This is a genomic window from Gammaproteobacteria bacterium, assembly GCA_027296625.1.
Classification (GTDB): Bacteria; Pseudomonadota; Gammaproteobacteria; order JAKEHO01; family JAKEHO01; genus JAKEHO01.
Genome location: JAPUIX010000159.1, coordinates 1 through 7,311 on the forward strand (window position 1 = coordinate 1; position 7,311 = coordinate 7,311).

Here is a 7,311-nt window from a genome sequence, read left to right on the forward strand (position 1 = left end):
TTGCCACTGCCATAGTTGTCGTCGCAACACCGGATCTGCCGTCGCCACGTTTGTCGGCTTTAGTCCCGATCAGGTTAGTTATACTGCCGGCGAGCGCCAGTTTTACGAATCATCGCCAGGCGTTCGCCGAGGTTTCTGCGGCAAGTGTGGTACGCCACTGAGCTATGAAGCGGACAGATTTCCGGGTGAGATTCACCTATATATAAGTACCCTGGATGAACCTGATAAGTTCACGCCTCAGTTTCACGTGTTCTACGCGCAGCGTATCCCGTGGTTCGAGATTGCCGACGATCTTCCCCGTCATCGCCGGACGTCCCGAGACTCATAGGCCGTGCGTAGTTCGAAAATAACACACGATGGACCGGCCACAGGGGTGGCCGCTTACTGGCTGGGGCGTACGTGGATGTGGTTTTTCGGCTGGGATGGCGTAGGTCAAGTTCCGGCCGGTGGAAAATTCGTTCTTATTGGCGAACCACACACCAGCAACTGGGACTTTGCTTTCGGGCTAAGCGCATTATATGTATTTCGATTGAAAGTCTCTTGGTTAGGAAAGGATGCCTTATTTAGGAAGCCTTTTGGCGGCATCATGCGGTGGCAGGGCGGCATCGCCATTGATCGGAACAGCCAACATGGTGTCGTTGATCAGCTTGCTCGGCGGTTCAGGGGCTCACAACAACTTGTCATCGGTTTAACGCCGTCAGGGACACGTAAGAAAAAAGACTATTGGAAGTCTGGTTTCTATCGGATTGCCCATGCTGCACAAGTTCCCATAGTTTGTGGGTATCTCGATTACAGTCGGAAAGAAGCATGCATGGGCCTTGCTTTTGTCCCTACTGGTGCCGTTAAGAATGACATGGATCGAATTCGCCACTTCTACGAAGGTGTACAGGGCAAACACCCTGAATTAGTAACGACAATCAGGCTCCAAGATGAAAGGGCCTGACGCTCGCGGATAATGAGGCACTTATTCAGGAGCATGCCGAGCGAAGTGGTTTTCCGGCCACGAAAGTTACTGAAATACGCAGGATGATCGACCCCGTGACGGTAGAGGGCTGAGACAAGATATAGTCTGCAGCACAAGCGAGCGTTAACCATTCGGTCGAGCGGACGCAGTAAACGCCCGCGGCCTACACCCTCACCCCGAGAGAGGCTAAGATCCTGGCGATGCGATTCGGTCTCGGCATGCACACCGAGCACACCCTTGAGCAGGTCGCCAGCCAGTTCAGATCGAGGTCAGGACCCTGCGGAAATTGCGCAGCCCAGATCGTTCGGAGCACCTGCGAAGCTTCCTCGAAGACTGACACCGGCTGCGAGACCGGGTTATTGAAACTCTCGTGACGAATCTTAGCGTATAGGGTGACGGTTATGGTGGAGTGGATCTTGTTCGGGGTAGTGATTGGAATCCTGCCAATACCTGACCGACTCATGGCGCGGCGAGCGTCTCCAATTTCTTGGCCATTCCGATCAGCGTCCTGCGAAGCTTGTGTTTCAAGATCGACGGCCCGATCAGTGGCGGCAGACGAAAGCCCGGTACGATCTCAGCGTTATAGTGAACCCGTGTCTTGTCCTGCTCGGCAAGGATTCGCCAGTGCTCCCAACCGGAAGTAAAATCCCCCTGTTCCGGGACCATCACCGTGAGAATGTCTCCTTTAGGGTGGGTTGTCACATCTTTAACTTGTCGGATGGTTTTGCAAAAAATCAGAACGCAAGAACGGAAGCGCAGCCTAATGCGTTGCCGGCCATCTGGAAAGCGCTCCAACAGCTGGGCTTCTTTAAGATTGTCAGACAGGCGGGACCACTGTTGGTAGTCGCTTAGAAGCGCCCACGCCTTCTCGGGCTCGGCGGCCAACAGCACATCGAAGGTGACCTGATAGCTTCCCTTATCGTGAGTGATCTCTAGAGTCCGAATGGTGACCGCGACAGCCTGTGCCGGGGTAAACAACGTGATCGTGAAGGTCAGTAGCAGTAAGGGCCCAGCTCGGAATCTCACGGTAGTAGCTAAAGTAATACAACGGTCTCTCTACATTAGAGATGACGGTATGCAAACTAGTTCCACAACTCCTTCAACACTAATAGAACGTGTTTCATGGTAGCAACGCTGCCAGGGCTTGTTTTGCTTACACCCTGACTGGATGATCAGGGCCAAACACATAGGGAGCCCGATTCTCCATGCCCGTCAACCTCCGCTATCGCCCGTTGATTCAGGAAGCGGGCAACCTGTTCGGGCTTCGCTCATTGTTCAGGGCTACCTACAAAAGACGGTTCTTAGGCTCATGTTCGCGCGCCGTGTTCCTGCCAACGAGCCTAGCCAAGCGCACGACCGGCTAACCGGTCCCAAACTCGACCGATCACTATCCAGTGTAAGTAGTAAGCCTCTGGGAGAAATCGCACGAGGACGTGCGCGTCCAAGCGCAACCTCTCTTCCGCAGCGCACAGGGTGTGCGGCAGACCGAGACCGACTGCTATTGCCTGGCACCTCGCCAGATGGTAGCGATTAGTAATGAGCACGGCGCGCTCCGTGCCGGTGTCTCCCAACACCGCCCGCGCGCACCGTAGGTTCTCAAGTGTGTTGCGTGATCTGTCTTCCAGCATAATCCGGGAGGACGATACGCCGCGCCCTGCCAGGTACTCCTTGCCTTTCTCCGCCTCCGTTGCGCCTTCGGCTCCAACACTACCGCCCAACAGCAGAATGCGGCATTTGGGATTCCTCGTTTGGAGCGCCTGCACCTTTTCAAGGCGTAACGCGTAGTCATCAGTAATGGCGCCCTTTTGCAGACGCACCCCTAATACCAGTAGCCATCGCGCCCGCGGAGTCATAGCAGGAGCAGTTCTGGCTACCGTATAAACACGGGATAACTGCCAGAGCAACGAAAGTCCGCCAGTCGCGGCAATGACCAGATTGGAGAGCACCAATATGAACCATTCCCGCATGCGGATACTCTGCAATTTCGCACGTCGCCGGCCGGGTAGGATGTACACCTTCACAAGACGCCCCGCATACAGCTCCACAGATTTTCAACCACGGGCACGCACCCTGATGTGGTCTAATTGAAACGGACACCTACGTCGAATAGAGTGATAATACCTGAAGGAGGTGTTCGATGAGTACTGAGAAACGCGGCAGATACACGGCTGAGTTTAGACGCGAAGCGGCCAGGTTGATCACAGAGCACGGTTACAAGATGTCCCAGGCGACGCGAAACCAGGAGGTCAATGCCAATATGTGAGGGCCGCTCAAGCACCGTCGACATGCACGAACCAACTCACCGCGCCTCAACAGGAGACTTTGAGAACACCGCGGTCCCGGCTGGGCCCGGTCATTGGTCTGCGGTAGCTGGTTTGCGGGTGTGGGTCGTCCGCGTCAGGAGCAGTAGCTAGATAGTCCCCTGCCGATGTCTATCGCGACGTTTCGGGTCCATTTGTTAGCACTGGAGTGAATGAGTTTCTCCTCGCCGCGCTTCTTGTAATCCAGGTTCTCGCTGTCCTTGTACCGAATCCGTACGGATTTGGTATCGTAGATAATATCTAAGATGAGTACATGCCGGCGTACGTATATGGTTGCCTCCATCACCCCGGGTTCTTTCTCCACGGCGTGCCAACGCCTTACAGTAAGACCGCGTCGGACCCCTTTCTTGACCTTTTCGAGGCTCATCGCACAGGGGACTCCAACGTCTCGCTTGGCAATCGGCTCCCGTCTGGCATGCACATCGGACAAACCTCCCAACAAGAAAACTAAGGGGCTACCAGTAGTGCGAAGGATTTCCGTAACATTTTATATCCTCGATACTCTCATCCGTTAGGGAAGTGTCCGTAAGCCACAGCCCCCAATAAGGATCTGGTGGTGCAGATACTTCGCTTGCAGTGCCTGAGCCTTTTCGAGTCGTAATGCATAGTCGGCGGTAATTGCCCCCTTGCGCAAATGTATCCCCAGGACAACCAGCCATTGCGCAGGCACACTCGTGTTGGGGTCCCCTTGGGCAATCGCATAAACGTGGCGAAGTTGCCACAGCAACCAACGTCCAGCGATCGTTTCGATGACCAGATTGGAAAGCGCCAACATGATCAGTTGCTGCATTCCCAAGCCACGGTATCTTGCGGGTCGCCAAGCCGAGAGGATGTATGTCTTCACGAGATGCTGCGATTTTGCGACCCTCAACCCACGGTTCATCCCCTTGCCGCCACAGCGGTGGTGTAAAGTAAACAGCGTAGCACAGGACGTTATTGATCTCCCCTCAGATGAGGCGGTAGCTCGTGCCGATACCAATCTTTAAGACTTGCTGAGAGCGGGTGTATACTCGACTTGCTGAGAGCGGGTGTATACTCAAATCGCAAAAAGCGCAGTGAGGAGGGAACATGAAAACAGTAACAGGTTGTCTGTTCGCGAGTTTGCTGATCGTTACCTTCGAGGCACAGGCAGCAGGCTGGAATATTAATTATTGCAAAGACCTCACAGCAGATAAATTCCATAAAGCTGCGACATCGGCCTTTCACAAGAGAAAATTCCAAATAGAAGAAGATACCCCTAGCAGCTTGACCGGAGCGCTGAAGGGAAAAAAGGTAGAAATTACGATGACGGCTCCCGGGCGTATCGTGATCGGCTGGGTACCTGGATTCGGGCATAAGAAAGATACTTGGCTCAAGCGCGTTAGGTACGACGTGCTGTGGGGGCTGGCAGGCGAGGCAAAGACCGGAGAGTGGACCATCAATTGGTGCAAAGATCTTACGGCAGATGACTTTCATCGAGCTGCGATACGGGCCTTTCAGAAGAGAAAATTCCAAATAGAAGAAGATACCCCTAGCAGTGTCACCGGAGCGAGGAAGGGAAAAAAGATAGAAATCGTCATGACGGCTCCCGGGCATATCCTGGTCCGTTGGGTGCCTGGATTCGGGTATAAGAAAGATAATTGGCTTAAGAGTCTCTGGCGGGACACATCGGTGGCGCTGGGAGAATAAACTGATTACCTGCAATCTTCATCAAGACATGGTTATCGTGATCGCACTGCGAGCTCACGGTATCTACTATGGCCAGGAATTGTCGGGGCTACCCGTCAGTGTTGTTATTCGCTGTTCGCGACAACTCGATCCTGTAAACTGCTAGCCAACTGAGAGACCGTGTAGTTATGGATGGCGCACGCGACGCGTGTTGCGCGGTGCTCTTAATGCCTCCCGACTAGCTCGGCGGATGTATGCGGTAGGAGTTTGTGCGTAAGTAGCGTGCCAACCAGTCCAAGGTGGCTTCCCACGCCAACGTCGCTTTTTCCGGCTGCCTAAAGTTAAAGATGTGCACAGCACCCGGGACAACTATCAACTCCACTTCTCTGTTCAACACGGTCAACCGATCGGCTAGGCGCTGCGATTCTTGCACCGATGCTGCTTTGTCGCTGTCCCCGTGGATCAGCAGAACAGGTGCCTGAATTAATTCCGCATTGGCCAACGGCGATGCGCGTCTTAGGCTATCGCGAAACTCTTCCTCCGTTTCAGCGCCAGACTGTCGGCGAAAATGCCCACGGATAACACGATAGACAAATCGCTCAATTGCATTGGGTCGGTCCTTATTGAGCCAGTACTCGAAATCGGTAACCGGATAGTAGGCCACCACGGCCTTGATTCGACGCGGTGCATGGGCTGCGATCATGAGACTGTAAACACCGCCCTGAGAAAACCCTAGCGTGGCGATGCGTTGCGGGTCGACAAAGATAGCGCGGCTTATGATATCGAGCGCCGCGGTGACGTCAGAATCATCGCGCCAGGCGAAGAGATTTCGCTGATATCGGCCATCGATAAGCCGTTTGTAGTCCACCGCAACTGCCAGATACCCCTGCTGGGCAAGATCCCAGATCACGCCTTTCATCTTATTGGCGGTTTTTCCTCCTTCCGGGTGCACCAGCACCGTCGGAAAGGGGCCATCGCCGATTGGCTTTGCCCACTCAAGGTGAATCCGCAACTGACCCCGTTGAGTGTCCTCTGCCCAGGCAAAGACTTCGTCGGGGACTTGGTCGGGGTGAATCAGGTAGTGATTAGGCGGCTGACATGCGCCAAGCCATAACAAGACGACACAGGGCGCTACCCGGACAATCGCTCGATTAAGATCCAATTACCGCCTTCCTTTCGACAGGCAGATGCGGATCGAAATTGCAATCACTCCTACCACGCTCAGTAGGAACTCCAGACAATTCATTTCAAGCTGACACAACGTGTTCAGCCGTGGATTCTAGTGAAATACCTCTCAACTGACGCGTTGTAAGAATCCAGCGTAGACCGTGCAGCACAGCATATCGCCCTGTTTATCGAGCTAACTGTCATGCTCGCGCTAAAGCAAGTTTGAGCGAACCCGAAGAGGTTTTCATCAAGTTCTACCCAAACCGCTGCGTAACGGAGTGGAAGCTAGTCAGCCAACCACTGACAGAAAGTGATGTTGGAAGATGAACGATAGGCGCCAGACCGTGCTACGAGTCCTGCTAGTGAGGGCCGGCAATTTTTTCCGCCACTGACCACGAACTCAAGTCAGTGTCGGTCGGTTTTACCAGAATTCCTTTTCGACCGCTCAGAAAGCTTCTCAGCTTCGCATACATGTAGCCAAGCCCGCAACGTAACAGGCGCAACAGGTGATTGGGGTAATGCAGCGTCATCTTGATGTTGTACCAAAGAATTTTGGGGCGGTGGTAGAACCCAGACAACACCTCCTGATAGTGGCGGTCCAGCTCCTCGATCGATATCCCCTCGGGCGCCCAAACGAAATTCATACCGTTCATCTTTTCCCAATGGTCATCCCGAATGTTTGTGCCATACAGATCCCGGTATATCGGTGATCCAGGGTAAGGAGTAAATTTCGTCAGGTTCATGATCTCCATCGGGATTCGACGGATGAAATCCTTGGTCATTTGTATCGTTTGCTCGGTCTCGCCTGGATAACCCAACATAAATAATCCCTTGGTACGGATCCCCGCATCCGCCGTCCAGGTCACGGCCTGTGTGGAACTTTCCACCCGGGCCATTTTGTCCATTTTCTTAAGCAGCTCATCGGAACCCGTCTCAAGTCCGAAACTAATTTCCCAGCAGCCTGCGCGCTTCATCAGCTTGAGTAGGTCCGATTTAACCGTATCGACCCTCGCCGTGCAGGTCCAGGTCATCTTGAGGCCGCTTTCCAAAATGAGATTACACAGTGCGGTGACGCGGACACGGCTGGCGAGAAACAGATCATCCACGAACATGATGTGCCGTACACCATACGTATCCTGGAGGTGTTGCATCATATTAAAGACGACCGCTGGGCTGTAGGCGCGCACCTTGGAACCGAATGTCGAGGTGTCA

General features: G+C 53.8%; 10 protein-coding genes and 1 pseudogene. 5 read left to right on the plus strand and 6 right to left on the minus strand.

All coding sequences use genetic code 11. The annotated features are described in order from the left end of the window. From O6944_09615 to O6944_09625, 3 genes and pseudogenes are all read left to right on the plus strand, one after another. The coding region (locus O6944_09615; protein ID MCZ6719392.1) for a GFA family protein at positions 1–328 on the plus strand (328 nt) is incomplete at its 5' end. Positions 329–403: 75 nt separating this feature from the next. Then, on the plus strand, positions 404–943 hold the full coding sequence (locus tag O6944_09620) for a 1-acyl-sn-glycerol-3-phosphate acyltransferase (protein MCZ6719393.1): 540 nt from the start codon (positions 404–406) through the stop codon (positions 941–943). A 191-nt stretch (positions 944–1,134) separates the two neighbouring features. After that, positions 1,135–1,301 (plus strand): annotated as a pseudogene (locus O6944_09625) (sigma factor-like helix-turn-helix DNA-binding protein). Between the two features lie 122 nt (positions 1,302–1,423). Here O6944_09625 and O6944_09630 read toward each other — a convergent pair. Both O6944_09630 and O6944_09635 read right to left on the minus strand, forming a co-directional pair. Next, complete coding sequence (locus tag O6944_09630) at positions 1,424–1,990, minus strand: SRPBCC family protein (GenBank protein ID MCZ6719394.1); 567 nt, start codon at positions 1,988–1,990, stop codon at positions 1,424–1,426. A gap of 314 nt (positions 1,991–2,304) precedes the next feature. Further along, positions 2,305–2,985: a YdcF family protein gene (locus O6944_09635; protein ID MCZ6719395.1), complete on the minus strand. Its 681-nt coding sequence runs from the start codon at positions 2,983–2,985 to the stop codon at positions 2,305–2,307. A 116-nt stretch (positions 2,986–3,101) separates the two neighbouring features. On the opposite strand from O6944_09635, the gene O6944_09640 reads away from it, so the two are divergent. Further along, complete coding sequence (locus tag O6944_09640; GenBank protein MCZ6719396.1) at positions 3,102–3,227, plus strand: transposase; 126 nt, start codon at positions 3,102–3,104, stop codon at positions 3,225–3,227. Between the two features lie 134 nt (positions 3,228–3,361). On the opposite strand, the gene O6944_09645 is transcribed toward O6944_09640, so the two are convergent. Together O6944_09645 and O6944_09650 are read right to left on the minus strand one after the other, a co-directional pair. Continuing rightward, positions 3,362–3,652, minus strand: a complete 291-nt coding sequence (locus O6944_09645) for a hypothetical protein (protein ID MCZ6719397.1) — start codon at positions 3,650–3,652, stop codon at positions 3,362–3,364. Between the two features lie 144 nt (positions 3,653–3,796). Next, positions 3,797–4,129: a hypothetical protein gene (locus O6944_09650; GenBank protein MCZ6719398.1), complete on the minus strand. Its 333-nt coding sequence runs from the start codon at positions 4,127–4,129 to the stop codon at positions 3,797–3,799. 224 nt (positions 4,130–4,353) lie between these two features. Here O6944_09650 and O6944_09655 point away from each other — a divergent pair, with 224 nt between their 5' ends. After that, positions 4,354–4,953 (plus strand): hypothetical protein, encoded by a 600-nt coding sequence (locus O6944_09655; protein MCZ6719399.1) that lies wholly within the window; start codon positions 4,354–4,356, stop codon positions 4,951–4,953. A 217-nt stretch (positions 4,954–5,170) separates the two neighbouring features. On the opposite strand, the gene O6944_09660 is transcribed toward O6944_09655, so the two are convergent. Further along, the gene (locus O6944_09660) at positions 5,171–6,094 is read right to left on the minus strand and encodes an alpha/beta fold hydrolase (protein MCZ6719400.1); all 924 of its coding nucleotides are present in this window, start codon (positions 6,092–6,094) and stop codon (positions 5,171–5,173) included. A gap of 364 nt (positions 6,095–6,458) precedes the next feature. Then, the coding region (locus O6944_09665; GenBank protein MCZ6719401.1) for a radical SAM protein at positions 6,459–7,311 on the minus strand (853 nt) is incomplete at its 5' end.